Annotated in this window: 21 protein-coding genes; 11 read left to right on the top strand and 10 right to left on the bottom strand. The window is 71.1% G+C overall.

The features are described 5' to 3' along the window. Positions 1–13: 13 nt before the first annotated feature. From murJ to HNR67_RS05375, 3 genes are read right to left on the bottom strand one after another with little or no spacing between them, the layout of a single operon-like run. Positions 14–1,666, bottom strand: coding sequence for a murein biosynthesis integral membrane protein MurJ (gene murJ / locus HNR67_RS05385; protein WP_312986495.1), 1,653 nt, complete (start codon positions 1,664–1,666; stop codon positions 14–16). After that, entirely contained in the window at positions 1,663–3,846 is a 2,184-nt protein-coding gene (locus tag HNR67_RS05380; RefSeq protein ID WP_185001005.1) for a DUF6049 family protein, read from the bottom strand. The genes murJ and HNR67_RS05380 overlap by 4 nt, the downstream gene beginning before the upstream one ends. Continuing rightward, on the bottom strand, positions 3,843–4,364 hold the full coding sequence (locus HNR67_RS05375; protein WP_185001004.1) for an NUDIX hydrolase: 522 nt from the start codon (positions 4,362–4,364) through the stop codon (positions 3,843–3,845). Before HNR67_RS05375 ends, HNR67_RS05380 begins: the two co-directional genes overlap by 4 nt. 35 nt (positions 4,365–4,399) lie before the next feature. Between HNR67_RS05375 and HNR67_RS05370 the strand changes: the two genes are divergently transcribed. The 3 genes from HNR67_RS05370 (at position 4,400) to HNR67_RS05360 (ending at position 6,816) form a co-directional block, all read left to right on the top strand. Next, positions 4,400–5,881: a CCA tRNA nucleotidyltransferase gene (locus HNR67_RS05370; protein WP_312986492.1), complete on the top strand. Its 1,482-nt coding sequence runs from the start codon at positions 4,400–4,402 to the stop codon at positions 5,879–5,881. Between the two features lie 206 nt (positions 5,882–6,087). Continuing rightward, positions 6,088–6,309, top strand: coding sequence for a PASTA domain-containing protein (locus HNR67_RS46115; RefSeq protein ID WP_247755024.1), 222 nt, complete (start codon positions 6,088–6,090; stop codon positions 6,307–6,309). A gap of 102 nt (positions 6,310–6,411) precedes the next feature. Then, positions 6,412–6,816, top strand: coding sequence for a hypothetical protein (locus tag HNR67_RS05360; RefSeq protein WP_185001003.1), 405 nt, complete (start codon positions 6,412–6,414; stop codon positions 6,814–6,816). Here HNR67_RS05360 and HNR67_RS05355 read toward each other — a convergent pair. Continuing rightward, positions 6,768–8,123: an MFS transporter gene (locus tag HNR67_RS05355; RefSeq protein ID WP_312986490.1), complete on the bottom strand. Its 1,356-nt coding sequence runs from the start codon at positions 8,121–8,123 to the stop codon at positions 6,768–6,770. The two genes, HNR67_RS05360 and HNR67_RS05355, sit on opposite strands and share 49 nt — an antisense overlap. Before the next feature lie 103 nt (positions 8,124–8,226). On the opposite strand from HNR67_RS05355, the gene HNR67_RS05350 reads away from it, so the two are divergent. Beyond that, positions 8,227–8,808 carry a YqgE/AlgH family protein gene (locus tag HNR67_RS05350; RefSeq protein ID WP_185001001.1) on the top strand — a complete coding sequence of 194 codons (582 nt, stop codon included), beginning with the start codon at positions 8,227–8,229 and terminating at the stop codon, positions 8,806–8,808. Here HNR67_RS05350 and HNR67_RS05345 read toward each other — a convergent pair. Then, positions 8,795–9,241, bottom strand: a complete 447-nt coding sequence (locus HNR67_RS05345) for an SdpI family protein (RefSeq protein WP_185001000.1) — start codon at positions 9,239–9,241, stop codon at positions 8,795–8,797. The two genes, HNR67_RS05350 and HNR67_RS05345, sit on opposite strands and share 14 nt — an antisense overlap. A 75-nt stretch (positions 9,242–9,316) precedes the next feature. On the opposite strand from HNR67_RS05345, the gene HNR67_RS05340 reads away from it, so the two are divergent. Together HNR67_RS05340 and leuS are read left to right on the top strand one after the other, a co-directional pair. After that, positions 9,317–10,414, top strand: coding sequence for an esterase-like activity of phytase family protein (locus tag HNR67_RS05340; RefSeq protein WP_185000999.1), 1,098 nt, complete (start codon positions 9,317–9,319; stop codon positions 10,412–10,414). A 140-nt stretch (positions 10,415–10,554) separates the two neighbouring features. Beyond that, the gene (gene leuS, locus HNR67_RS05335) at positions 10,555–13,389 is read left to right on the top strand and encodes a leucine--tRNA ligase (RefSeq protein ID WP_185000998.1); all 2,835 of its coding nucleotides are present in this window, start codon (positions 10,555–10,557) and stop codon (positions 13,387–13,389) included. Positions 13,390–13,399: 10 nt separating this feature from the next. On the opposite strand, the gene HNR67_RS05330 is transcribed toward leuS, so the two are convergent. Further along, complete coding sequence (locus HNR67_RS05330) at positions 13,400–14,149, bottom strand: TetR/AcrR family transcriptional regulator (protein ID WP_185000997.1); 750 nt, start codon at positions 14,147–14,149, stop codon at positions 13,400–13,402. Positions 14,150–14,316: 167 nt separating this feature from the next. On the opposite strand from HNR67_RS05330, the gene HNR67_RS05325 reads away from it, so the two are divergent. Beyond that, positions 14,317–16,488 carry an MMPL family transporter gene (locus tag HNR67_RS05325; protein ID WP_312986488.1) on the top strand — a complete coding sequence of 724 codons (2,172 nt, stop codon included), beginning with the start codon at positions 14,317–14,319 and terminating at the stop codon, positions 16,486–16,488. Positions 16,489–16,563: 75 nt separating this feature from the next. On the opposite strand, the gene HNR67_RS05320 is transcribed toward HNR67_RS05325, so the two are convergent. After that, a complete protein-coding gene (locus HNR67_RS05320) occupies positions 16,564–17,673 on the bottom strand; it encodes a Dyp-type peroxidase (RefSeq protein ID WP_185000995.1) in 1,110 nt (369 codons plus the stop codon). A gap of 127 nt (positions 17,674–17,800) precedes the next feature. Here HNR67_RS05320 and HNR67_RS05315 point away from each other — a divergent pair, with 127 nt between their 5' ends. The 4 genes from HNR67_RS05315 to HNR67_RS05300 all read left to right on the top strand — a co-directional run bounded on the left by HNR67_RS05315 (position 17,801) and on the right by HNR67_RS05300 (position 22,695). Further along, entirely contained in the window at positions 17,801–19,135 is a 1,335-nt protein-coding gene (locus tag HNR67_RS05315; RefSeq protein ID WP_312986485.1) for a right-handed parallel beta-helix repeat-containing protein, read from the top strand. Continuing rightward, the gene (locus tag HNR67_RS05310; RefSeq protein ID WP_312986484.1) at positions 19,132–19,860 is read left to right on the top strand and encodes a hypothetical protein; all 729 of its coding nucleotides are present in this window, start codon (positions 19,132–19,134) and stop codon (positions 19,858–19,860) included. The genes HNR67_RS05315 and HNR67_RS05310 overlap by 4 nt, the downstream gene beginning before the upstream one ends. Positions 19,861–19,894: 34 nt before the next feature. Next, complete coding sequence (locus tag HNR67_RS05305) at positions 19,895–20,644, top strand: MerR family transcriptional regulator (protein ID WP_185000994.1); 750 nt, start codon at positions 19,895–19,897, stop codon at positions 20,642–20,644. A 206-nt stretch (positions 20,645–20,850) separates the two neighbouring features. Next, positions 20,851–22,695 carry a DUF2339 domain-containing protein gene (locus tag HNR67_RS05300; RefSeq protein WP_185000993.1) on the top strand — a complete coding sequence of 615 codons (1,845 nt, stop codon included), beginning with the start codon at positions 20,851–20,853 and terminating at the stop codon, positions 22,693–22,695. On the opposite strand, the gene rbsD is transcribed toward HNR67_RS05300, so the two are convergent. The 3 genes from rbsD to HNR67_RS05285 are packed head-to-tail and all read right to left on the bottom strand — an operon-like array spanning position 22,692 to position 24,933. Further along, complete coding sequence (gene rbsD / locus HNR67_RS05295; protein WP_185000992.1) at positions 22,692–23,081, bottom strand: D-ribose pyranase; 390 nt, start codon at positions 23,079–23,081, stop codon at positions 22,692–22,694. The two genes, HNR67_RS05300 and rbsD, sit on opposite strands and share 4 nt — an antisense overlap. Next, positions 23,078–23,995, bottom strand: coding sequence for a ribokinase (gene rbsK, locus HNR67_RS05290; RefSeq protein WP_312986482.1), 918 nt, complete (start codon positions 23,993–23,995; stop codon positions 23,078–23,080). Before rbsK ends, rbsD begins: the two co-directional genes overlap by 4 nt. Next, positions 23,992–24,933 carry a substrate-binding domain-containing protein gene (locus HNR67_RS05285; RefSeq protein WP_246492462.1) on the bottom strand — a complete coding sequence of 314 codons (942 nt, stop codon included), beginning with the start codon at positions 24,931–24,933 and terminating at the stop codon, positions 23,992–23,994. The genes rbsK and HNR67_RS05285 overlap by 4 nt, the downstream gene beginning before the upstream one ends. Positions 24,934–24,950: the final 17 nt, after the last annotated feature.

The following is a 24,950-nucleotide window of genomic DNA, read 5'->3' as shown; positions in this document are numbered from 1 at the left end:
GGGAAGCCGGGCGTCAACGGCGGCGCAAAAGTCGGGTGATCCGTGACATTGCCGGATTCAGCTCCGTCACCTTGAGTAGCATCATCGAGCCGAAGGCGACGGCCAGTCCGAGCATGCTCCCGACAATCAGGACGATCCAGGCGATCATCCGCGGCGAGGTGCCGATCGGGGCGAACTCCAGCGTCGCGGTGTGCACCAGGACCACGGTCAGCGCACCCAGCAGCGAGCCGACCAGGGACAGCCCGAAGGTGCGGCCCAGCCGCCCGGTCTCCAGCCTGCCGAGCCGGACCCGCAGCCAGATGTTGCCTGCCACCGCGCCCACCAGGAACGACATCGAGTTCACGAAGGCGAGGCCGAGCACCATGGTGTGCGGGTCGAGCACCTGCACGCACAGGATGGACAGGCCGATCTTCACCGCCACCGTGACCAGCTGCAGCATGGCCGGGGTGCGGGCGTCCTTCATCGCGTAGAACACCCGCAGCTGCATCATGGTGATCGCGTAGGGCACCAGCCCGAACGCGGAGACCGCCAGCGTGGTGCCGATCTGCTGGGCGCTGGAGAGGGTGTTGGCGCCGTAGAAGAACAGCGCGACGCCGAGCTGGCTGCCCAGCACGGTCATGCCCGCGCTCAGCGGCAGCAGCATGGTGGTCAGCAGGCGGCTGCCCAGGGACAGGTCGGCGACCACCCCGCGCACGTTGTTGTCCGCGGCCGCCTTGCTCATCCGCGGCATGATCGCGGTGAGCAGGGAGAAGCCGAGGATGCCGTAGGGCAGCTGGAAGAGCTGCCAGGCCAGGTTGTACGAGGTCATGCTGCCGGGCAGGGCGGCGGTGGCGATCCGGGTGACCACGATCACGCCGACCAGGCCGAGCACCACGTAGACCAGCATCCACAGCGCCAGGGTGCCGAACTCGGTGAGCCTGCGGTCCCAGCCCCAGCGCCACTTGAACCTGATCCCGGCCCGGCGCATCGCGGGCAGCACGACCAGCGACTGCACCACGATGCCCAGCGTGGTGCCGATGCCCAGCACCAGCAGCTTCGGGTCGCTCATGGCCAGCGGGTTGATCGTCGGGTCACCGGGGACCAGCAGGTACACGCCGAGCGTGATCAGCACGACCAGGTTGTTGAACACCGGCGCCCAGGCCGGCAGGCCGAACACGCCGCGGGCGTTGAGGATCGCGGTGAACAGCGCGCCGAGGCCGAAGAAGAGGATCTCCGGCAGCAGCAGGAAGGCGAAGGCGGTGACCAGGTCCGGCCGGGCCTTGCTGGTGCTGCTGCCGTCGACGTAGATGGTGGTCAGCAGCGGTGCGGCCAGCACCATCACCACGGTGGCCACCAGCAGGATCACCGGCGCCATGGTCAGCAGGCGCTGGGTGTACGCCTCGCCGCCGTCCTCGTCCTCCTTCTCCGCCCGCACCAGCAGCGGCACGATGATGCTGGTCAGCACGCCGCCCAGGAGCAGCTCGTAGACCTGCAGCGGGATGGTCATGCCGACCTGGTAGGAGTCGGTGATCACGCCGGAGCCGACCACCACCACCAGCACGATCCGGGACAGGAACCCGGTGACCCGGCTGGCCAGGGTGGCGATCGCCATCGAGCCGCTGGCCTTGGCCAGTGAGGGCTGGGGCTTGGCCGGGACCGGCTTGTCCATCTGCCTCGTCTCGCTCACGCGGTGTGCTCCTGTTTGCCCGAGCGCAGGCGCCGGTACAGCCTGCGGGCCACCAGCAGCACCAGGGCCGCGCCCGCGGTGACCGTGATGCCGAGGGTGATCGTGCCGTACGCGGTGGAGATGAGGGTGATCCGGTTGGCGTCCCCGCCTGGGCCCAGCGGGCTGCCGTTGATCGTCTGCAGCAGGGCGTCCACGCTGAACTGGCCACCACGGGTGATCTCGGTGGGCACCCGGATCGGCAGGTTGCTGTTCGCGCCGATGGTCAGGTCGTTGACATCGCTGGTGCGCAGGCCCTGGGTGCTGCTGAAGGTCACCCGCACCTTGATCACCACCGGCAGCTTGTTGCTGATGGTCAGCGGCAACGGGCTGTCCGAGGAGGCCAGGTAGTACGGGCCGGGTGGGGTGACTATCCGCACCTGGGAGACCAGGTTCGCCAGCTGGTCGCCGACCAGCGAGCCTGCCGCGCCGCCAGCGGAGCTGTTGCCGCGCCAGGCGCCGGAGGCCGCCCGGATCATGCCCAGGTCCAGCGGGTCGATCAGCGCGGCCGGGGCGGTGCCCTTGACGCCGTCGCTGGTCATCGCCGCGAGCAGGTCCCTTGACCGGTCGCGCATCGCACGCAGTTCGCCGGTGGCGGTCGGGGAGATCTCCGCGCCGGTGGCCTCCACCGGGTAGGTCAGGCCCGCGGTGCGCCCGCCTGCCGCGGCGGCGGCCTGCTCGGTCAGCCCACGCGGGGTGACCAGCCTGCCGCCGAGCAGCTGCTGCATGGACTGCAGGAACGCGGTCAGCTCGCCGACCGGGGCCTTCCACCGCCGCGGCGGGGCGACCACCAGCGAACCGCCGGTCTTGCCCAGCGCGGTGGCCCGGTACAGCAGCGCGCCCATGCCGTTCTGCAGGTCCAGCGCGCCGTAGGTGGCTGAGCCGGAAGTGGGCGCGCGGCCGCCGCCGAGGGCGTTGAGCACCAGCGGGTCGATCGGCACCGCGGTGGAGCCGGCGGTCAGCGAGCCGGCCGGGGCGGCGAGTTTGACCGGGGCGGTCACCGTGCGGCCGTCCTGCAGCCCGCGCTGTTCCAGCAGCAGGTTGCGCCGGCCGAGGTCGGCCAGGGTGCGCTCGTCCAGCACCCCGCCCAGCGGCCACACCATCTCGCTGACGGTCTGCACCTGGAGCAGCTCGCCGACCGACTTGCTCCGGGTCACCGCCTGTTCCTGCAGGTCGGTGAGCCCGGCCTTGGACAGCGCGACCAGGTCGGCGTCGGCGAAGGGCAGCGCGAGCACGCAGCGGCCGCGGGCGATGCCCTTGAGCCGCTCCAGCCACTTCTGCGCCGCGGTCGAGCCGGTGCCCTCCACGGTGGTCCGGCCGCTGCGGATGCGGTAGACGCCGCCCGCGGTGTCGGCCATCGCGGCCACCGTCTGCACCAGGTCGGGGTCGATCACCAGGCAGAGCGAGCTGGCCAGCGCCGAGCCCGACGGCGCGGTCTGCTCCACCGCGGAGACCAGTTCGGACAGCCTGCCGCCGGTGGTCAGCGAGCGGGCCAGGTCGTCGTTGGTCAGCACGGTGCTGCCGTCGCTGGTGGGCAGGCGCACCGGCTGGTCGACGATCGGCCAGAGCACGGTGGTCGCGGGCGCGTTGGGCGCCGGTGGCAGCGAGGCGCCGCCGGGCACGCCGGTGACCGGCAGCAGGAAGCCGCGGGAGGCGATCCGGGCCCGCTTGCCGAAGTCCGGGGTGCCGTTGATGTTGAACAGCACCGGGTAGACGCCGGGGGTGGTGATCTGCAGGGTGGCCAGTGCGACCTCGGCCCTGACCTGCACGCTCTGCCCCGGCTCCAGGTCGCCCACGTTGGTGAACTTGGGTTCGGCCCGGTCGGTGGCCACCTCCCCCGCCAGCGCGTCGTTGATCTTGTCCTCGCTGGTCAGCGGCGCGCCGGCCTGCAACCGGACGATCAGGTCGCTGAGCTTGCGGTCCCCGGTGTTGGTCAGTTTGCCGACCGCGACGACCTTGTTGTCGCCATCGGCGGTGACCACCCTCGGTTGCAAGGTGTCCAGCTCCAGCGTCGCGGGCGGGGCCGGCGACGGGCTGGTCGAGGCGGGCTGGGCCCGCACGTCATAGGTTTCCGCCCACCCGGGCAGGGGCAGGGTCAGCACGGTGCACGCGGCTACCGCCGCGACCGTGAACAGCCTCTTCACGCCGGCTCCGAAGTCTCACTGGGCGCGCGCACGCGTTCGACCGCCTTGCGCACCAGGCGGCGTTCATCCACGTAGGCCAGCAGCCCATCCAGTTCACCCAGCGGCACCCACGCCACTTCGGTGACCTCCACGTCCTCGTCGGAAAGCTCTCCGCCCACCGCCTCCAGCAGGAAGTGGTGCACGGTCTTGTGTACTCGCCGGTCCTCGGCGACGAACCAGTAGTCGATCGCCCCGAGTACGGCCAGCACCCGGCCACGGATGCCGGTCTCCTCGGCGACCTCGCGGACGGCCGCTTCTTCGGCGGTCTCACCCTGCTCGATGTGGCCCTTGGGCAGCGACCACAACAGCCGTCCTTTTCGATCAAGTCTGCCAATGAGCGCAGCGTGTTCGCGCGCGGCATCCACTACCAGCCCGCCAGCGGACACCTCGTCCACCGTACGCAGCCGTTTTCCCCGCTGGCGCCTGGTCCGTCTGCCCGGTGCGGCGCCACCAGCGCTGCCGGAGGACGACGGGGGCATGGCGCCGATGGTAGTGCGACGTAGGGTGGCTCCTCGTGTCCAGCACCTCTGTACCGGCCCAGCCGAACCAGGTCGACCCCGCTCGCGGCGCGCAGCAGAATGCGGTCGTGGAACTGATGCGGATCGCCCCGGTCGCCGACGAACTCGCCCAGCGGTTCGCCGCCGCGGGTCACCGGCTGTACCTGGTCGGCGGCAGTGTCCGGGACGCGCTGCTGGGACGGCCGCTGACCGACCTGGACTTCACCACCGACGCGCGGCCGGAGCAGGTGCGCACGCTGCTGACCGGGTGGGCGGAGGCGATCTGGGACACCGGCATCGCCTTCGGCACCCTGGGCGCGGTCAAGCGCGGGGCCACGGTGGAGATCACCACCTTCCGCGCGGACAGCTACGACCGGGTCGGGCGCAACCCAGAGGTGGTCTTCGGCGAGACCATCGAGGCCGACCTGGTGCGCAGGGACTTCACCGTGAACGCGATGGCGGTCCAGCTGCCCGCGAAGACCTTCGTCGACCCGCACGACGGGGCCGCCGCGCTGGTTGCGCGGGTGCTGGACACCCCGGCCACGCCGGAGGAGTCCTTCGCCGACGACCCGCTGCGGATGCTGCGGGCCTGCCGGTTCGTCGCCCAGCTCGGTTTCGAGGTGGCGCCGCGGGTGCTGACCGCGATGCGCGAGATGGCAGGCGAGATCCAGCGGATCACCGCCGAGCGGGTGCAGGCCGAGCTGTCCAAGCTGCTCTGCGGGGCGCAGCCGCGGCGCGGGCTGGAGCTGCTGGTGGACACCGGGCTGGCCGAGTACGTGCTGCCAGAGGTGCCCGCGATGCGGCTGGCCATCGACGAGCACCACCAGCACAAGGACGTCTACCACCACTCGCTGGTGGTGCTGGACCAGGCGATCGCGCTGGAGGAGCCGGACAACTCGCCGGACCTGGTGCTGCGGCTGGCCGCGCTGCTGCACGACGTTGGCAAGCCGGACACCCGGCGGTTCGAGCCCGGCGGCGGGGTCAGCTTCCACCACCACGAGGTGGTCGGCGCGAAGATGGCGCGCAAGCGGCTGCGTGCGCTGAAATATTCCAAGGAGATCACCGAGGCGGTGGCCCAGCTCGTCTACCTGCACCTGCGCTTCCACGGGTACGGCAAGGGCGAGTGGACCGACTCCGCGGTGCGCCGCTACGTCACCGACGCGGGCCCGATGCTGAGCAGGCTGCACAAGCTGGTGCGCGCGGACTGCACCACCCGCAACAAGCGCAAGGCGGCCGCGCTGCAGCGCACCTACGACGACCTGGAAGTCCGGATCGACCGGATCGCGGCCGAGGAGGACCTGCGCCGGGTGCGGCCGGACCTGGACGGCAACGCGATCATGGAGCTGCTCGGGCTGCCGCCGGGTCCGCTGGTGGGCAAGGCGTGGACGTTCCTGAAGGAGCTGCGGCTGGACCGCGGTCCGCTGGCGCCCGAAGAGGCAGAGGTCGAGCTGCTCGCATGGGCAAAGGAACAGGGTTTGCAACCACCTGATCGGGGCTAGTTTCTGCCGGTTCAGTTGCCCTTTCGCTACGTTGGGTAGCGAAAGGGGGCACGGTGAATATCTTGGGCAAAACCCTGTTTAGCCTGGTCACGGTAGGTGTTGCGGTATCGGGGTGCAGTGCGCCGCCACCCAGGGAAACAGTCACGGTGACGGTGACCCAGCCGCCGGCAAACCCGTCGCCAACCTCGGCGACTCGCGGTAAGACGGTGGCGGTGCCGAACGTGGTCGGCATGGTGCACCAGCAGGCGCAGGACACCATGCAAGCCGCTGGCCTGCGCAATCTCGCTGAGGAAGACGCCACCGGGCGTGGCAGGCTGCTGCTCAACGACCGGAACTGGAAGGTCGTGAGTCAGGAACCGGCCGCGGGCACGGTGGTGGCGCTGGACACGAGGATCCTGTTGAAGTCCAAGAAGGACGGTGACAGATAACGCGTTCAGCGGTTAGCGGGACGACAGGCCCGTCGGTCACCATGTGTGCTGGAGGGATCTCGTAACGCAGGGGCATGGGGGTGCGCCGTGTACAGGGTGTTGGTGAGTGCGGACGACCTGATAGTCGGGTTCGGGCTGCGGAGCATGGTGTCCGCGGGGGCGGACCTGACCTTGGTCGATGAGGGGGACCGGGCCGACGTGGTGCTGGCCGACCTGCCGGACCTGTCCGAGTGGCGGCTGACCAGACTGGCCAGGCTGACCACCAGGACGCCGGTGGTGGCGCTGCTCGGGGTGGCCCGGGTGCACCAGGCGATCGGCCTGCTGCGGCAGGGGTTCCAGGGGATTCTCTTCCACGAGACCTACACGCCGGAGAGCCTGGCCGCGGCAGCCCGTGCCGCGGCCGAGGGCAACCGGGTGCTGGACCCGCTGCTGGCGGTGCCCTCGCTGCCCGGTCCGCGTCAGCCCGACTCGCGGCCGGTGGCCTCGGTCCGGCTGGCCTGCGCCTGACCACGGCGTTCGACCAGCAGGTAGCAGAGCGTCCCGATCAGGTAGACCACGACGACGCCGAGCATCACGCCGGTGGAGTGGCCGTCGGCGGGCACCAGCAAGGCAACGGTGCCCGCCGAGACCACCATGCTGACGTTGAACAGGGTGTCGTAGAGGGCGAAGACCCGGCCGCGGGTCTCATCGCCGATATCGCGCTGCGCGGCCGCGTCCACGCACAGCTTGACCACCTGGCCCGCGCCGATGATCAGGAACGAGGACAGCAGCAGCGCGGGCAGCGACAGGGTCAGGGTGAGCGCCAGCTGGGTCAGCGCGGCCAGCACCAGCGAGCCGGTGATGGTGGCCCGGCGGCCGACCTTGGCCACCAGCGGTGGCGTGACGAAGGCGGCGGCCAGGATGCTCGCGCCGCCGGCCAGCGCGATCACGCCGACCCCGCCCATGCCCGAGGGCAGCCAGCCAACGTCGTGGAATGAGTTGCGCAGCAGCAGCACGCCGAGCAGCACCAGCGCGCCGTAGGCCAGCCGGTGCGCGATGAGCGCGACGAACCCGGCGGCCACGCTGGTGGTGCGGGCGGCCGCCCTGGCCCCGTCGATCAGGCCGTGCGCGATCGCGACCAGCGCCCTGGACGGTTCGTTGACCTCGTCCGGGCCGAGCTGGCCGCGCCGGAAGCCGAGCATGATCAGCGCCGCGCCGATCGAGCCGAGCACCGCGATCGCGGTGACCGTGCCGGAACCCGCGTCCCCGGCGCCGAGCAGGGCACGCAGGCCGATCGCGCTGCCCGCACCGACCACGGCCATGCCAGCGCCCAGGGTGGCGGCCACCGCGTTCGCCTCGACCAGGTCCTCCCTGGGCACCAGGTGCGGCAGCGAGGCGGACAGCCCGGCCAGCATGAACCGGCTCACGCCAAGGGTGAGCAGCGCGGCCACGTAGAGCGGCGGGCCGGTCAGCCCGCTCAGCACGGCCACCGCGGTGACCAGCACCAGCACCCCGCGGATCACGTTGGACAGCAACAGGACCTGCCTGCGGTCCCAGCGGTCCAGCAGCGCGCCGGCGAACGGGCCGACCACCGAGTAGGGCAGGAAGATCACCGCGAACCCGGCGGCCGCGGCCAGTGGATCGGCCGCGCGCTCGGGGTTGAACAGCACCGCGCTGCCCAGTCCGGCCTGGAAGACGCCGTCACCCCACTGGGCGGTGACCTTGACGCCGAGCAGCCGGAAGAACCCGGGATTGGTCAGGAGATGGCGCAGTCCGGCCCGAGCTTTGTGCGGGGATTGGCCGCGACCGGCCACGCTGTCTTCGGCCGTCTGCACACACGCAGGGTACGGGGCCGGGTGCACCCCGCGGCACCCCGCACCACCTGGCCTTGACCGCGCACGGTGCGGTGCGGCGACCGGCGCGGACGCGGGTGGGATCATGTGCGTCGTGTCTTCCGACGCCGAAGTCGAGCCGGGGTCCCTGCTCGTGGCCACCCCAGGGCTGCTCGACCCCAACTTCCGTCGCACAGTGGTCTACATCATCGACCACCGCGACGAGGGCACGCTCGGCGTCGTGCTGAACCGGCCGAGCGAGGTGGCCGTCCAGGACGTGTTACCCGGCTGGGCCGCGCACGCCAGCCGCCCGCCCGCGGTCTTCGTCGGCGGTCCGGTGGAGCAGAAGACCGCGCTGTGCCTGGCCAATCTCAAGGCGGGCGAGGACATCGACGCCATGGACGGGGTGATCGGCGTCCGCGGCCCGGTGGCACTGGTCGACCTGGACTCCGACCCGGACGAGCTGGCGCCGCGGATGCGCGGGCTGCGCGTCTTCGCCGGGTACTCCGGCTGGAGCGAGGGGCAGCTGGAGGACGAGATCGAGCGCGGGGACTGGCTGGTGGTGCCCGCGCTGCCCGACGACGTGCTCACCCCGCCGAGGGTGGACCTGTGGGGCCGGGTGCTGCGCCGTCAGGGCATGCCGTTGTCGCTGCTGGCCACGCACCCGGTGGACATCAAGAGGAACTAGCCGCGCCCAGCTTCGAGCAGATCCCGCCGCAGCAGCCACCGCAGCCCTTGGCCGCTGGCTCCGGGTCGGGCAGGGCGTCGGCCGCGCGGTGCCCGAGCATGCCGCCTGCCGCGGTGATCAGCACCGCGCCCAGGCCGCCCAGGATGAGCAGGGTCATGTACAGCCCGGCCTCGGTCAGCGGCGCGGTGACCAGGCCGGTCAGCGCCAGCAGCACGCCGGAGACCAGGGTCGGCAGCCCGGCCACCCGGTTGGCCAGCGCGAATGCCTCGTCGCTGCGCATCGAGCGGGCGGTGCGCACACCAACGTAGGCGTTGCGGGCCAGGGAGCCGCGCATGCCGCGCAGCCCGACCACGGCCAGCGCCACCCCGGCGATGACGAGCAGGAAGGTCACGCTGATTCGCGGCACGATGGCGATGACTGCGAGCTGCTGCACCCCTTGAGGGTAAGCGCCGTGAATCCGGGACTTGCTCGCTACCTTCTCGTCACCGTTGTGAGGTGTGCTGCACCCATGTCTGTACGTATCGGCGCCGCCGGTGTGCTCACCGGTGTTCTCGTGCTCGGCCTCGCCGGCCCCGCCATGGCGGAACCCGCAGGTCAGCGCGTTCGACTTGTCTCCGAGCAGGTGCTCGGGAAGATCACTTTCCAGGGCACGACGGTCGGTGGCCTCTCCGGCATCGACTACGACCGGCGCACCGGGGAATGGGTGCTGATCTGCGATGACCGCTCCGACCGGCAGCCGGTCCGCTACTACACCGCGCGCCAGGGCAAGGACGGGTTCGAGCTGACCGGCACCAAGCCACTGCTCCGTCCGGACGGCAGCACCTACCCGAAGCTGTCCCTGGACACCCCCGACCCGGAGGAGATCCGGATCGATCCGCTCTCCGGCGACCTGTGGTGGACCAGCGAGGGCGACCGGCTGCCGCCGGTGCTCATCGACCCGGCCATCCGCCGGGCGCACCGGGACGGCTCCTTCGCCGGTGAGCTGCCGCTGCCCGCCAACCTGCGGATGTCCGCGGGCGAGCAGGGCCCTCGGCGCAACGAGGTGCTGGAGGGGCTGGCCTTCGCCGCGGGCGGTCACCTGGTCGTCTCCACCGTGGAGGGGCCGCTGATCCAGGACGGGCTCTCCCCCACCCCGGCCGCCGGCGCGCTGGGCCGGATCTCGGTGCAGAACCGGGCCGGGCGGCTGCTCTCCCAGTACGCCTATCCGATGGAGAAGGTCTTCGCCGAGCCGGTGCCTGCCGGGGCCTTCGCCAACAACGGCGTGGTGGCGATCCTGCCGGTGGAGGAGCACGACCCGCACCGGTACCTGGTGATGGAGCGCTCCTTCGTCACCGGGGTCGGCAACAAGGTGCGGATCTATGAGATCAACACCGCCGGGGCCACCGACGTGCGGAAGATCGACTCGTTGGCCGGGGCGAAGTTCCGCCCGGTGCGCAAGAAGCTCCTCGCCGACCTCGGCACCCTCGGTCTGTCCACTGTGGACAACGTGGAGGGTATGACCTGGGGTCCGCGGCTGCGCTCAGGCGAACGCAGCCTGGTGCTGGTCAGCGATGACAACTTCTCCGCGACGCAGGTCAGCCAGCTGATCACGCTCGCGGTGCGCTAACCTGATAGGCGTGAGCACGGCCCACCTGCTTCTTAGCCAGCCGCGCTGACCGACTCTCCGGTCCGCGCGGCAACCCCTCATGCCCTCCCGGGCTGAGGGGTTTTTGGTTGTCAGGGGCAGGCAAACGCAGAGGACATGACATGAGCACGGACCAGGACGCCGTTCCGGCGCACCGTTACACCGCCGCCATGGCAGGCGAGATCGAGCGCCGCTGGCAGGAGCGCTGGGAGTCCAGCGGGACCTTCCACGCGCCGAACCCGGCCGGGTCGCTCGCGGGTGACGGCGAGGTGCCAGCGGACAAGCTGTTCGTGCAGGACATGTTCCCCTACCCGTCAGGGGCCGGGCTGCACGTCGGGCACCCGCTGGGCTTCATCGGCACCGACGTGTTCGCCCGCTACTACCGGATGACCGGGCGCAACGTGCTGCACACGATGGGCTTCGACGCCTTCGGCCTGCCAGCCGAGCAGTACGCGGTGCAGACCGGGCAGCACCCGCGCAAGACCACCGAGGAGAACATCAACACCTACCTGCGGCAGATCCGCAGGCTGGGGCTGGGCCACGACGAGCGGCGGCGGATCTCCACCATCGACCCCGGCTACTACCGGTGGACCCAGTGGATCTTCCTGAAGATCTACAACTCCTTCTACGACACCGCGCTGGGCAAGGCGCGGCCGATCGCCGAGCTGGAGACCGAGTACGCCCAGGGCAAGCGGTCCACCCCGGACGGCCGCGGCTGGTGCGAGCTGACCGTGGCCGAGCAGGCCGGGATCATCGACACGCAGCGGCTGGCCTACCTGTCCGAGGCGCCGGTCAACTGGTGCCCAGGGCTGGGCACCGTGCTGGCCAACGAGGAGGTCACCGCGGACGGCCGCAGCGAACGCGGCAACTTCCCGGTGTTCCGCCGCAGCCTGCGCCAGTGGATGATGCGGATCACCGCCTACTCCGACCGCCTGGTGGACGACCTGGACCGGCTGGACTGGCCGGAGAAGATCAAGTCCATGCAGCGCAACTGGATCGGGCGCTCGCACGGCGCCAGGGTCCGGTTCGCGGTCGGGGACTCCGCGATCGAGGTCTTCACCACCCGCCCGGACACCCTCTTCGGCGCCACCTACATGGTGCTGGCGCCCGAGCACCCGCTGGTCGACGAGATCGCCTCCACCCAGTGGGCCGAGGACGTCGACCCGCGCTGGACCTCCGGCGCGGCCACCCCCGGCGCGGCGATCGAGGCATACCGGGCCGTGGCGGCCCGCAAGTCCGAGCTGGACCGGCAGGAGAACAAGGACAAGACCGGCGTGTTCACCGGCGCGTACGCGGTGAACCCGGTCAACGGCAAGCAGATCCCGGTGTTCATCGCCGACTACGTGCTGATGGGCTACGGCACCGGCGCGATCATGGCGGTGCCCGGTCAGGACTCCCGCGACTGGGACTTCGCCACCGCCTTCGGCCTGCCGATCGTCCGCACCGTGCAGCCGGGTGAGAGTCACCAGGACGGGCCGTTCCTGGGCGACGGACCGGCGATCAACTCCGAGTTCCTGGACGGCCTGGCCGTCGGCGAGGCGAAGAAGACGATCATCGAGTGGCTGCAGGAGCGCGGCGCCGGTGAGGGCACCGTGCAGTACAAGCTGCGCGACTGGCTGTTCTCCCGGCAGCGCTACTGGGGCGAGCCGTTCCCGGTGGTCTACGACGAGGACGGCCGGGTGCACGCGCTGCCGGAGTCGATGCTGCCGGTGGAGCTGCCCGAGGTCGACGACTACTCGCCGCGGACCTTCGAGCCCAACGACGCCAACACCGAGCCCTCGCCGCCGCTGTCGCGGGCGACCGAGTGGACCACGGTGGAGCTGGACCTGGGCGATGGCCTGAAGAAGTACCGCCGGGACACCAACACCATGCCGAACTGGGCCGGCTCCTGCTGGTACCAGCTGCGCTACGTGGACCCGGACAACAGCGAGCGGTTCGTGGACCCGGCCAACGAGGCGTACTGGCTGGGCCCGCGCCCGGCCGAGCACGGCGCCACCGACCCCGGCGGCGTGGACCTGTACATCGGCGGCGTGGAGCACGCGGTGCTGCACCTGCTGTACTCCCGGTTCTGGCAGAAGGTGCTCTTCGACCTGGGCGAGGTCAGCTCGGACGAGCCCTACCGCAAGCTGTTCAACCAGGGCTACATCCAGGCCTACGCCTTCACCGACGCGCGCGGCAGCTACGTCAACGCGCACGAGGTGGAGGAGATCGACGGGAAGTTCTTCTGGCAGGGCCAGGAGGTCAACCGCGAGTACGGGAAAATGGGCAAGAGCCTGAAGAACGTGGTCACCCCGGACGAGATGTGCGACGGCTACGGGGCCGACACCTTCCGGCTCTATGAGATGTCCATGGGCCCGCTGGAGGTCTCCCGCCCCTGGGCGACCAAGGACGTGGTCGGCGCCCAGCGCTTCCTGCAGCGGCTGTGGCGCAACCTGGTGGACGAGGTCACCGGCGAGCTGCGGGTCATCGCGGACGCCCCGGACGAGACCGCGCTGCGGCTGCTGCACAAGACCATCGCCGGGGTCCGCGAGGACTACGCGGCCATGCGCTACAACACCGCCGCGGCCAAGCTGATCGAGCTGAACAACCACGTCACCAAGGCCTACGCGGCCACGGCAGGCACCCCGCGCGCACTGGCCGAACCGCTGGTGCTGATGCTGGCCCCGCTGTGCCCGCACCTGGCCGAGGAGCTGTGGGCCAAGCTGGGCAAGGACACCTCGCTGGCGCACGGCCCGTTCCCGCAGGCCGAAGAGCGGTACCTGATCGAGGACAGCATCGAGTACCCGGTGCAGGTCAACGGCAAGCTGCGGTCCAAGGTCGTGGTCGCGGCCTCGGCCGGTCAGGACGAGATCAAGGCCGCGGTGCTGGCCGATGAGAAGGTCCTCGCCCTGCTGGACGGCGGCGCGCCGCGCAAGGTGATCGTGGTGCCCGGCCGGCTGGTCAACCTGGTCGTGTGATCGAAGCTGGTCAGGAGGTCGGCTCTGGCAGGCCGACCTCCCGGCCCAGCTCGGCGATCATCGACTCGAACAGGGTCTCGGCGTTGTTGAGCGCGAACGGGAAGCGGCCGAAGACCTCCAGCGCCACATGCCCGTAGAGCCGGACCCAGCACTGCAGGATCAGGTAGACCGTGGACAGGCCGAGCTGGTCCGCGGTCAGTTCCACGCCGGTCTCGGCCAGGGATTTCAGCAGGTCCTCGCGGTAGCCGCGCAGGTCGTCCACGAGTGCGGCAGGCACCTCGTTGTTGCCTGCGGCCAGTGACTCGTTCTCGGCCAGCATCTTGCCGGCCACGCCGAGGAAGACCTTGCCGAACTGGTCCTCGCCCAGGGTCTTGCGGCCGCCGCGGGAGCTGTTGTTGACCTCCACCTCCGGCGAGGCGAAGACCAGCGTGAACTCCTGCGGGTGGGCCAGTGCCCAGTGCCGGAAGGAGCGGAACACGGCGAAGACCTTGCCGACCACGTCGTCCTCTGGCACCGCGTCGAGCCGTGGGCGCAGGTCCTCGGCCAGGTCCGCGCAGATGTCCTCGACCAGCTGGCGGAGCAGGTCCTCGCGCGAGTCGTAGTAGCGGTAGAGGGCCGGTGCGGTGATGCCCAGCTCGCGCGCGATGGCGCGCAGGGTCACCGCGTCTCGGCCGTGCCCCACCAGCAGGCGACGGGCCGCCGCACGGATATCACGCTCGGTGTGAGCGCGCAGCCGTTCTCGGCGGGTGGCCTCCGTCATACTTCACCCCTTCGGGTTGTAAACACCGTTCACTCTCGCCTATGGTCACCGACGGTAGGTGAACACCGTTTACTGACCTCGCGTTCAACAGGCACGGTAGCCGCTGGCTACGCCACCCGACCAGTTTTGCCGGAGGGCCGGAAATGTTCCTTTCCTGGGGATCGGTGGTGCATCGGCGCCGCTGGGTGGTGCTCGTCGCCGCCGCACTGCTGACCATTCTCGGCGGCGCGTGGGGCAGCGGCGTCTTCGACAAGCTCACCCAGGGTGGTTACGAGGATCCGACCAGCCAGGCGATCACCGCGGTCAAGACCGCGGACGCGGCGCTGGGGCGGCAGAACGGCGATGTCGTGGTGATCTACGAGGCGCCCAACGGCGGCTCGATCGACGATCCGGCCCTCGGCCAGAAGATCAACGACAAGCTCAAGGAACTGCCGAGTTCCGAGGTCAGCCGGGTGGTCTCCTACTGGATGATCCCGGACCCGGCCATGCGCGCGGCCTTCGCCGACACCGGGCACAAGCGCGGCCTCGCGGTGATCACGCTGACCGCGGGCGATGACTCGAACAAGATGCTGCGGGCCTACGAGAAGATCAAGGACAAGCTGGCCGTCGACGGCGTGACCAGCCAGATCGGCGGCTTCGCACCCACCGGCGCCGCGATCAACACCAGCTCGCAGAACGACCTGATCACCGCCGAGCTGGTGGCGGTGCCGATCACCCTGCTGCTGCTCGTGCTGATCTTCGGCGGCCTGGTCGCCGCCGCGCTGCCGGTGCTGGTCGGCGGCCTGTCCATCCTCGGCTCGCTGGGCCTGCTCAACCTGCTGACCAGCTTCGTCGAGGTGAACACCTTCGCGGTGAACGTGGCCAGCCTGCTCGGCCTCGGCATGGCGATCGACTACGGGCTGTTCATGGTCGGCCGCTTCCGTGAGGAGCTGGCCACCGGCCGCGAGCCCAAGGACGCGGTGCGCCGCACCGTGGCCACCGCCGGTCGCACCGTCGCCTTCTCGGCAACGCTGCTGGTCATCGCGCTGGCCGGACTGCTGCTGTTCCCGCAGGGCTTCCTCAAGTCGGTCAGCTACGGCGGTATGGCCGCGGTGGCCATCGCCGCACTGGTCTCGCTGACCCTGCTGCCCGCACTGCTGGCCGTGCTCGGTCGCAAGGTCGACGCGCTCGCCCTGCCCTGGCGCAAGCGGGCCGCGACCAAGTCGGTGGAGGAGGAGGGCCGCGGCTGGCGCAAGCTGGGCCTGGCCGTGATGAAGCGCCCGCTGCTGTTCGCGGTGCCGATCATCGCGGGCCTGCTGCTGCTCGGCACGCCGTTCCTGTCGGCCAGCTTCGGCGAGGTCACCGAGAAGGTGCTGCCCGCAGGCAACCCGGCCAGGGTCACCGCGGAGACGCTGAACCGGGACTTCCCGTCGGTGAGCAAGGACGCCGCGCAGATCGTGTTGCAGGGCAAGGACGGCAAGGCGCCCGACCAGGCCGCGGTGCAGAAGTTCGTCGGCGAGGTCGGCAAGGTCTCCGGCGTCACCAATGTGCAGCCCTCGGGCGCGGGCAAGGACGTGGTCACGCTGACCGCGAAGCTGCCCGGCGACGTGCTCAGCGACCAGGCCAAGAACGCGGTCAAGGAGATCCGGAACCTGACCCCGCCCACCGACACCAAGGTGCTGGTCGGCGGTATCAGCGCCCGGGTGCTGGACAGCCTCAACGCGATCACCGCCGGTCTGCCCTGGATGGTGCTGGTCATCGTCGGCGCCACCCTGGTGCTGATGTTCCTGGCCTTCGGCTCGGTGCTGCTGCCGATCAAGGCCGTGGTGATGAGCGCGCTCAGCCTCTCCGCCACCTTCGGCGTGCTGACCTGGGTCTTCCAGGACGGTCACGGCGCGGACCTGCTGAACGTGACCCCTGGCCCGTTGGAAGCGGGCATCGTGGTGCTGATGGCGGCCGTGGTCTTCGGCCTGTCCACCGACTACGAGGTCTTCCTGATGTCCCGGATGGTCGAGGCCAAGAGCAAGGGCGCCAGCAACGAGGAGGCGGTGGCCACCGGCCTGGCCCGCACCGGCCGGGTGATCAGCTCGGCCGCGGTGCTGCTCATCGTGGTGACCGGCGCGTTCGCCTTCGCCGAGGTCACGATGATGCGCTTCGTCGGCGTCGGCATGATCCTGGCCCTGGCCCTGGACGCCACCGTGGTGCGGATGCTGCTGGTCCCGGCGGTGCTCAAGCTGATGGGCAACGCGGCCTGGTGGGCCCCTGGTCCGCTGCGCAGGCTGCAGCAGCGGGTGGGCATCCAGGAGAGCGACGACATCGAGGAGAACCCGAAGTCCCAGGCGCCGCAACCGGTGCGCTGAGTCTCGCGAGCACGGCGCCCGGACACCTGGTGTCCGGGCGCCGTCGCGTCTGATCAAGATTCACGTGAAACCAGCTCAGCGGAACAGGGTCGCGCCCAGTGGCCGGTCCGGGCCGAAGCCGGGCAGCACCAGGAAGGTGCCCGAGGCGGTCGCGGTGGCGTAGTGCATCAGCGCGTCGCCCTCGTCCAGCCGGTGCTGGGTGGCCACGAAGGTGCGCAGTTCGCGCTGGAAGCAGACGAAGAGCAGGCCGCGGTCGGCCGGGCCGTCGTCGTAGCTGTAGGACCGGCGCAGCATCAGGCCGGAACCCGAGGTCAGCGGGTGGGCCCGGCGGACGTGTGAGTCGGCGGGGACCAGGTACTCGCCGTCGGCGGACTTCGCGGTCAGGTCGATCTCGGCCGCCGGCCCGCCGCCGGAGAGCGGTTCCGAGGTGTCCCGCCGCCGGCCGAACACCGCTTCCTGCCGCGGCACCGGCTGGGCCAGGAAGCCGGGGACGTCCAGGCGCAGGCGGCGGATCACCGCGATGCTCGCGCCGGAGTCGAGCCAGACCTCGCGCCGGAGTTCCTCCTCGCCGCGCGGGACCACGATGCCGTCGGTGAAGCCGAAGATGTTGCGGGCCGCGCCGTCCGGGCGGGATTCACCGCGGAAGGCGGTCTGCCGCCAGCGCGGGCGCAGGTCCAGCTCGCGCAGGAGTTCGGTCACCGCGAGCGAGACGACCAGCGGGTCGCCCGCGCAGACCTGGAGCATGAGGTCGCCGCCGCGGTGCTCGGGGCGGATCTGTTCGCGGGCGAACGCGGGCAGGTCGGTCGCACCGGGCTGACCAGGGGTGATGGTGGCGACTACGCGGGGGCCGATGCCGACGGTGATGGTGAGGTCCGCAGGCGGCAGGCCCGCGAGCGCGCCGGGGGCGGCGGGCGTGGGGGTGGGATTTGTCAGCGCTGTGATGCGGTCGCCGAGGGTGCGCAGCAGGGCTCGCCAGTCCGCGCCCGGGGCGTCCCACACCGAGAAATCGCAGTGCCGCTGGGCGATCGCCGGGCTGGCCACGCCTGCCTGGTGCGGGCCGTGTGCGCGCGGGCCACTCGCCGGGGCGGCCGGTGCGTCCGGGACGTGGCAGCCGGCCAGCAGGCCGGTGGCGCCCAGGCCCAGGAGCAGGCCGCGGCGGGACAGCGGTGGCGTCACGGGGCGCATTGTGCCGGGCGGAAATGGCTACTCCCGGCTACTGGGCGGGAAAGTCGCCCGACCGTGGTCCCCCTTCGAGTGAGGCTTGCGGTGGAAGCGGGTTTCCGGGGTGTGCTGGCCCTAGGATTCCGGCGCTGTGCGAGCCGTTTTCCTGCGTGCCGCCGGTCTGCTCGCGGTTATCGTGCTCGGCTCCGGATGTGCTTCGGGCACTGCCGGTCAAAGCCCGGTCCGCCCCGCCACCGACGGCCCGACCACTGTCCGGGTGCCCCGTGACGCGCCCACGATCCAGGCCGCGGTGGATGCCGCGCGGGAGGGCGATCTGGTCCTGGTCTCCCCCGGCACCTACCGGGAGACGGTCCAGGTCAGGCGGGCCAACCTGGTGCTGCGCGGGACCGAGCGCAATGCGGTGATCATCGACGGCGAGGTGCGGCGGGCCAACGGGATCGTGGTCACCGCGCCGGGTGTCGCGGTGGAGAACCTGACCGTGCGCAACCACACCCTCAACGGGGTGCTGATCACCGGCATGTCCGACACCGCGGGCGGGGTGGCAAGGGGCAGCACCGGGTACCGGCGGCTGGACACCTCGGTCTTCCCACCGCTCAAGGGTTTCCGGGTCTCCTACCTCACCGCCAGCAACAACGCGCTCTACGGCATCTACGCCTTCGACGCCCAGCACGGGATCATCGAGAACAACTACGCCTCGGGCAGCGCGGACTCCGGCATCTACGTCGGCCAGTGCAAGCCCTGCCACATCGTGGTGCGGGACAACGTGGCCGAGCGCAACGCGGTGGGCTACGAGGGCGCCAACGCCTCCACCGGGATGTACGTGCTGCGCAACCGGTTCGTGGCCAACCGGGTCGGGCTGACCAGCAACTCCGACTACCAGGAAGCCCTTGTCCCGCAGGAGGACGCGGTGATCATGGGCAACCTGATCGGCAACAACGCCGAACCCGCCTCCCCCGCGCAGGCCGACGGCGGCTTCGGGCTGGGGGTCGGCATCGCCGGGGGCAGCCGGAACCTGGTGTCCCGCAACCGGATCGTCGGCCACCCGGCCGCCGGGGTGGTGCTGGCCTCCAGCGAGGACCTGCCGCCCAACGGCAACCGGATCGAGGGCAACGTGTTGTCCGCCAACGGGATCGACCTGGTCTACGCGGCCTCCGCGCGGGCGCCCGGGGCGGGCAACTGCCTGCGGGACAACCGGATCGGCCTCACCCTGCCCGCCAGGCTGGACACCCTGATGGCCTGCCCGCAACCGGAGACCGCCCGGCCAGGGGTGCCCGTGCCCCGGCTGCCCGCGCCGCGGGGCATCTCCTTCCGCGCGGTGGCCCAGCCACCGCACCTGCCCGACCTGCCCTCGGCCGCCACCGCACCGGGTGTGCCTGCCGGTGCCGAACTGCCGCCGGTCGACCTCGATCGGATCTCGGTGCCCGAGACCGCCTTCCTCGCCGACTGCTCTGGAGTTCGACTGTGAAACCCCGCCGGGTCCGGCTCATCGCCGCCATCATCGTCTTCGCGCTGCTCCTGGTCCCGCTGCTGGGTGTGCTGATGAGCTGCGCCCGCCCCGGCGACGCCATGCCGCGCTCGCTCAGCAGTGCCGAGGCCGAACGGCTGGCCCTGGTGCGCTTCATCAACTACGAGTCGCGGACCGCCACCGTGCGCGCGGCGGTGCCCAGCGCGGCGGGCGTGCTGGTGCTGGACGGGCGGGTCGACTTCGTCGAGCACATCGGGTACGCCGCGATGCGCACCGAGGGCCGCGCCGACGCCTCCTCGGCCGGACTGCTCCAGTGGAACCCGGAGGTGCTGGCCTTCCGCGCGGGCACCGGCCAGGTCGCGGCCGATCCGGTGCCGGGCAACGGCTGGCAGGTCCGGCCCATCCAGCGCGCGGGCAACGACCTGGACACCGCGCTGAACCTGCTGGTCAACCTGGCCGCGGACCGGCCGGACAACGCCCAGCTGCTGCAACAGAGCAGTGCCCGCTGGCTGCGTGCGGACAAGGTCGGCGACACCGTGGTGGACGTGTTCGAGGGGCCGCAGCAGCCGGGCAAGGAGGCCACCGGGCGGCTGCGCTACTGGGTGGCCGGGGACGGGCGGCTGCACCGGCTGGAGGCCCGGATCGGCACCAGCGAGCAGTCCGCGCTGATCGACTTCCGGCCGAATGCGGCGCCGATCACACCGATTCCGGCGATTCGGGCTTGAACCTGACGCGACGTCAGCTCCTACCGTCATCGACGTGAACGGGGAAACCAAACGGTGGAGCGTCGGGGAACTGGCGCGGGCCACCGGACTGACCGTCCGCACGCTGCACCACTACGACCAGATCGGGCTGGTGCAACCGAGCGAACGGACCTCGGCAGGCCACCGCCGGTACATCGCCGCTGATCTCCAGCGGTTGTACCGGGTGCGGGCGCTGCGTTCCTTCGGCCTCTCGCTGGAGGACGTCGGCATCGCACTGCAGGGGGCCGCCGCCGATCCCGAGGTGCTGCGCGAGGTGCTGCACACCCAGCTCGGCCAGCTCGACAGCCAGGTCCGCGCCGCCCAGCGGCTGCGTGACCAGGTGCGCTCGCTGCTGGAACAGCTGGACGGATCGGCTTCCCCGGACGCCGCGGAGTTCCTACAACTGCTGGAGTCGATGACGATGATCGAGAACTACTACACCAAGGAGCAGCTCGACCAGCTGTCCCGCCGCCGGGAGGAGTTCGGCGAGGAGGCCATCAAGGAGGTCGAGAACGAGTGGCCCCGGCTGTTCGCCGAGGTCGACGACCTGATGGCGGAGGGTGCGGCGCCGACCGACGAGCGCGCGGTGCGCGTGGTCGAGCGGATGGACGAGCTGATCTTCGCCTTCCACGGCGGGGACGAGGGCATCAAGGCCGCGGTGGAGAAGATGTGGGCCGAGCAGGGCGAGCAGCTGCGTGAGCAGCAGTGCGGCCCGTCCGCCGAGGTGAACGCGTTCCTCGCCGCGGTGCGCGCGGCCAGGGGCTGAAGTTGTGCACCGGTCCCCGGACAAGCTGTGGACAACTGGGGATCAGTTGTGGAGAAACCTGCTGGCAGGTTGCTCCTCGTGGGTGAAAATTGCCGCTCTGAGCTGCAAGTTCTAGTTATCCACAGCTTGGTCGCGGCCAGTTTGTAACGCGGACTGAGTAGTCCTGCGGATTTACCAACGTGTGCACAGGCCGCACCCTGTCGCACATGACCGCTCAACCGGTGTTGCGTGTGGCGCAGGAACTCCGCGAGATGGGCCTGCGGCTGCAGGCGCTGGAGACGGAGCTGCGCTCCGCGGTGCAGGCAAGCACGGGAGTGGCGCCGCCCGTGCCGGTCGCACCGCCGCCACCGGCTCCGACCAGGCAGTTCCCGGTTCCGGCCGGGATGCCGACGCACGCCCCGATGCCGATGCCGGTGGGGCCGCCGCCGGTGCCCATGGGCATGCCGCCGGGCGCGATCCCGCCCTGGCAGCCCCCACCGCCACCCCCGCCGATGGACCCGGCCGCGCGGCAACGCCGCAACAGCCGGATCGTCACCTGGGTCGGCGGCGGCGTCACCCTGCTCGGCCTGGTGTTGTTCCTGGTCCTGGCCGCGCAGCGGGGTTACTTCGGCCCGGTGCCCAGGGTGGTCGGCGGTGCGGTGCTCGGACTGGCCCTGGTCGGGCTCGCGCTGCGGGCCTACACCCGGCCCGGCGGGCGGACCACCGGGTACGCGCTGGCGGCCACCGGATTCGCCGCGCTCTACCTGGACATCGTCGCGGCCACCTCACTGCACGACTTCCTGCCCGCGCAGGGCGGACTGGTGGCCGGACTCGTGGTCACCGCGGCCGGGCTGTGGCTGGCGGTGCGCTGGGACGCCCAGCCGCTGGCCGTCGGCGTGGTGCTGGGCGCCGCGCTCAGCGCGCCGATGCTGACCATGGCCTTCACCCCGCTGCTGGTCGGCTTCCTGATGGTGCTCGCCCTGGCCGCCGCCCCGGTGCAGCTGATCCGGCAGTGGTCCGGACTGATCGCCGCGGCCACACTGCCCGCGTTGCTCGGCTCGGTGGCCGCCAGCCTGCGCGCCATCCTCACCGCGGCCGAGCAGTACGCCACCATCGCGGTCGGCTTCGGCGCCGCGGTGCTGGCCATGCTGCTGGCCGCGGCCGCCGCCCGGCAGCGCCCAACCGACCCGGTCCCGCTGGTGGTGCTGGCCTCGGCCGCGGTGCCGCCGCTGCTGTCCGCGGGCATCCTCAACCAGGTCGGCGCGACCAGGGCCGCGCTCGGCTTCGCCCTGGTGGCCTTCGCCTTCGCCGCCGCGGGCAAGTGGCTGACCAGGCGGTTCGCCATCACCGCCGCCGCGATCGGGTTGATCGGCATATTCCAGGCGATCATGACCTACGCCGAGGGCAACTCCCGCTCGCTCACCCTGCTCGGCTGCGCGCTGGTGCTGGCCGGACTGGCCTGGTGGCAACGCAGCAGGCTGCCGCTCTTCGGCGCCCTCGGTTACGCCTGGACCGGGCTGTTCGCCGCGCTGATCGGCACCATCCCGGTCAAGCTGCTCATCCAGGAGCCGGTCGCGCCGGTCGAGGTGAGCACGCCGGTGGCCGGGTTGCTGCTGGCCGCGGTCGCGGTGGCGGTGCCGGTGGCCGCCTACCGGACCGGGCTGCTGCGTGGTCCGGCGGAAAGCGCCGACCAACGGCCGCTGTGGCTGATCGCGGCGGTGATCGCGCTCTACGGCACGGCCACCGCGGTGCTCGGCACGGCGCTGCTCGCGCTGCCCGACCGGGACGGCTTCCTCACCGGGCACGTGCTGGTCACGCTGAGCTGGACCGCGGCCGCGCTGGTGCTGCTGCTGCGCGGGATCCGCTCGGCGCACCTGCGGGTCACCGGGATGGTGCTGCTCGGCATCGCGCTGGCCAAGTTGTTCCTCTTCGACCTGGCCGCGCTGGACGGGCTGGCCAGGGTGGCCGCGGTGCTCGGCGCCGGACTGGTGCTGCTGGTGGTCGGCACCCGGTACGCGCGACTGGTGGCCGCGGTGAAGGAGGAGGGTGAGGCGCCGGTCGGCGCGAGTTAGAACGGCACGCCGCAGCGGAGCAGGATGTTGGCGTACGGGCTGGCCTCGCCGGTCCGTACGACCAGCTTCGCACCGGAGACCCGGCGCTTGAACTCCTCGTGGTCCACCCGTTCCAGCTCGGGCAGCCGCTCGGCCATGGCCACCGCGCAGCGCGGGTTGGCCGCGCTCATCTCACTGGCCACCAGCGCGCTCTCCACGACCAGCTCGCGCAGCAACCCGTCCAGCACGTCCAGGAAGGTCGGCACGCCGAAGGAGAAGGCCAGGTCGATCAGCTTGGGGCCGTCCGGGATGGGCAGACCGCAGTCGGCGATCACCAGTTCGTCGGTGTGACCGAGCCGGGCCAGTGCGGCACTCAGTTCGGCGTGCAGGATGCCGCCGCGTTTCACGCGCGCACCTCGCCGCGGGTCGGGTAGGAGGGCTGCGCGCCGGGGCGGGTCACCGAGATCGCCGCCGCGTGCACCGCGAACCTCGCCGCGGCCAGCAGCTCGTCCCCGGCGGAGAGCCGGGCGGCCAGCGCGCCGGTGAAGGCATCGCCTGCCCCGGTGGTGTCCACCGGGCTGACCCTGGGCGCGGCCACCGTGGACACGCAGTCCGGGGTGGCCACCACCGCGCCGCGGCCGCCGAGGGTCACCACCACCGAACGCGGTCCGAGCGCGAGCAGCGCCTCGGCCAGCGCCGGACCGTCCGCGCTGGTGGTCTCCGCGCCGAGCAGCCAGCCTGCCTCGTGCTCGTTGACGATCAAGGGGTCCAGCGCGGCCAGCGCGTCCGCGGTGAGCGGGCCGGGCGGGGACAGGTTGAGCACCGTGCGCACGCCGGCGGCGCGGGCCAGTTCGATGGCGCGCAACGCGGCGGGCATGGGCACCTCCAGGGACACCAGCACCACGGTGGAGATGGCGATCACCGAGGCGGCCCGGTCGATGTCCGCGGTGGTGAGCGTGCCGTTGGCGCCGGGTGAGACCACGATCGAGTTCTCCCCGTCCGGGGTGACCGTGATGTGTGCGATGCCGGTGGGCCGGTCGGGCGTGCGCACGTGTTCGGTGCGCACCCCCGCCGACCGCATCGACTCCAGCAGCAGCTGGCCGTGCTCGTCATCGCCGACCGCGCCGAGGAAGGCCACCCCGGCGCCGAGCCTGGCGGCCGCGACCGCCTGGTTCGCGCCCTTGCCACCGGGCGAGACCCGCAGGTCAGAACCCAGCACGGTTTCACCGGCGGCAGGACGGCGAGCCACCGTGGTCACCAGGTCCGCGTTGGCGGACCCGACCACCACGATGTCCGTGAGCGCGGTCAGCGATGTGATCACTTCTTGAACTCGGCCAGGTTGTCCTTGGTGATGACCTTGACCGGGACGGAGATCTTGGCCTCGGTCTTCTCGCCCTTGGCCGCCTTCACCGCCTGCTCGATGGCGAGCTTGCCCAGCTCGGCGGGCTGCTGCGCCACGCTGGCGGAGAGCTTGCCCGACTCGATGGCCGTGATCGCGTCCGCGGTGCCGTCGAAGCCGACGACCTTCACGTCCTTGCCCGCGCGGTCACCCAGTGCCTGCACCGCGCCAAGGGCCATGTCGTCGTTCTCGGCGAAGACGCCCTTGGTGCCTGCCTGCGCCTGCAGCAGGTCGGTGGTCACCGACATGCCCTTGGCCTTCTCGAACTCCGCGGTCTGGGTCGCGGCGACCTTGATCCCGGCGGCGTTCTTGATGTTGGTGGTGAAGCCCTGGCCACGGTCGCGGCTGGCCGAGGTGCCCAGCACGCCCTGCAGGTGCAGCACGTCGCCGGAGCCGACCAGCTTGGCCAGGGTGTCCGCGGCGAGCTGGCCGCCCTGGACGTTGTCCGAGGCGATCGAGGCGGCCACGGTGGCGTTGTTGATCGTCCGGTCCACCGCGATGACCGGGATCTTGGCGTTCTCCGCGAGCTTGGCGGCCGGGGTCGCCTGGTCGGAGTCGACCGGGTTGATGATGATCGCCTTGACGCCCTGGCTGACGAAGTTCTGCACCTGGGAGAGCTGGGTGGCAGCGTCGTTCTGCGCGTCCTGGACGACCAGCTTCACCTTGGCGCCGTCCGCGGCCTTCTGCGCCGCGTCCCGCAGGGTGGTGAAGAAGGTGTTGGACAGCGTCGACAGGGTCACGCCGATCACGGTCTCACCGGAACCGGAGTTGCCGGTGCCGGCGCCGCCGCCGCATGCCGCGGTGAACGCCAGGGTCGACGCCGCCAGGGTGGCGAACACGGCGCGGTTGAGCATCTTCATTCGGGGTTACCTTTCCT

The sequence above is a fragment of the Crossiella cryophila genome (assembly GCF_014204915.1).
Classification (GTDB): Bacteria; Actinomycetota; Actinomycetes; order Mycobacteriales; family Pseudonocardiaceae; genus Crossiella; species Crossiella cryophila.
This window is presented reverse-complemented; position numbering and strand designations above follow the sequence as displayed.

Excerpts from the sequence above, each read along its gene's own strand:
- HNR67_RS05375 (WP_185001004.1), bottom strand. The coding sequence starts at position 4,364 with ATGCCCCCGTCGTCCTCCGGCAGCGCTGGTGGCGCCGCACCGGGCAGA.
- HNR67_RS05350 (WP_185001001.1), top strand. The coding sequence starts at position 8,227 with ATGTGCGTCGTGTCTTCCGACGCCGAAGTCGAGCCGGGGTCCCTGCTC.
- HNR67_RS05340 (WP_185000999.1), top strand. The coding sequence starts at position 9,317 with ATGTCTGTACGTATCGGCGCCGCCGGTGTGCTCACCGGTGTTCTCGTG.
- leuS (WP_185000998.1), top strand. The coding sequence starts at position 10,555 with ATGAGCACGGACCAGGACGCCGTTCCGGCGCACCGTTACACCGCCGCC.
- HNR67_RS05330 (WP_185000997.1), bottom strand. The coding sequence starts at position 14,149 with ATGACGGAGGCCACCCGCCGAGAACGGCTGCGCGCTCACACCGAGCGT.
- HNR67_RS05320 (WP_185000995.1), bottom strand. The coding sequence starts at position 17,673 with ATGCGCCCCGTGACGCCACCGCTGTCCCGCCGCGGCCTGCTCCTGGGC.
- HNR67_RS05300 (WP_185000993.1), top strand. The coding sequence starts at position 20,851 with ATGACCGCTCAACCGGTGTTGCGTGTGGCGCAGGAACTCCGCGAGATG.
- HNR67_RS05285 (WP_246492462.1), bottom strand. The coding sequence starts at position 24,933 with ATGAAGATGCTCAACCGCGCCGTGTTCGCCACCCTGGCGGCGTCGACC.